This window comes from Stenotrophomonas maltophilia group sp. RNC7 (assembly GCF_030910085.1).
GTDB classification, from domain to species: Bacteria; Pseudomonadota; Gammaproteobacteria; order Xanthomonadales; family Xanthomonadaceae; genus Stenotrophomonas; species Stenotrophomonas sepilia.
The window spans coordinates 1-585 of the sequence record NZ_JAVFVN010000290.1 but is presented as its reverse complement, the minus strand read 5'-3'; the positions used below and the strand labels follow the sequence as shown (position 1 = coordinate 585).

Sequence of the window (585 nt, the reverse complement as noted above, 5' to 3'; positions counted from 1 at the left end):
AAAGAATGCCCTGCACATAACACAAGAAGCAGTTGATAATATACGAATAGCGGCCGAAACGAAGAATGCAGATATTAATAAAAAGAATATAGATAATTTTAATTTTTGGGAAGTGAAAAAATGAAGCCAAACCCTATTTCTATTGAAGAAGCTGTTCAACATCTTGAAGAGTACCAAAAAGAAATCAAAGAATTACAATGTTATAAAGGTCAATTTAAAACGCTCGGTACTATTGAGAAAGAAAATCCAAAATTAATTGAACTTACTGGAATTAGTGTTATTAAACGTTTAGAGAAAGAAGGTATAGTCTCTCAGAAGAAGTTCAAAGGAAATTCGTTATATTCTCTATATTCATTAGCTAAATATAAGTTATCATTAAAACTGTTAAAGAAATATTTTTATACAACTCCAGAAGCTTTCTTAAAATTAGCTGACAAGGAAAAGGATATCCATATCTATCCATATACGCTTGAGCAACACTTTCACTACTTACACAAAAATGGTTATATAAACCTCATATTGCTTGATCATAAAATAAATTCCAATAAACTTTTTATTCCTAAACAAGATATTACAAGATTTAAA

General features: G+C 28.4%; 1 protein-coding gene. It reads left to right on the top strand.

The window, feature by feature from the left end; translation table 11 throughout:
• Positions 1 to 120: 120 nt before the first annotated feature.
• On the top strand, positions 121 to 585 hold a 465-nt coding region (locus RCF13_RS04210; RefSeq protein ID WP_308140898.1), incomplete at its 3' end, for a hypothetical protein.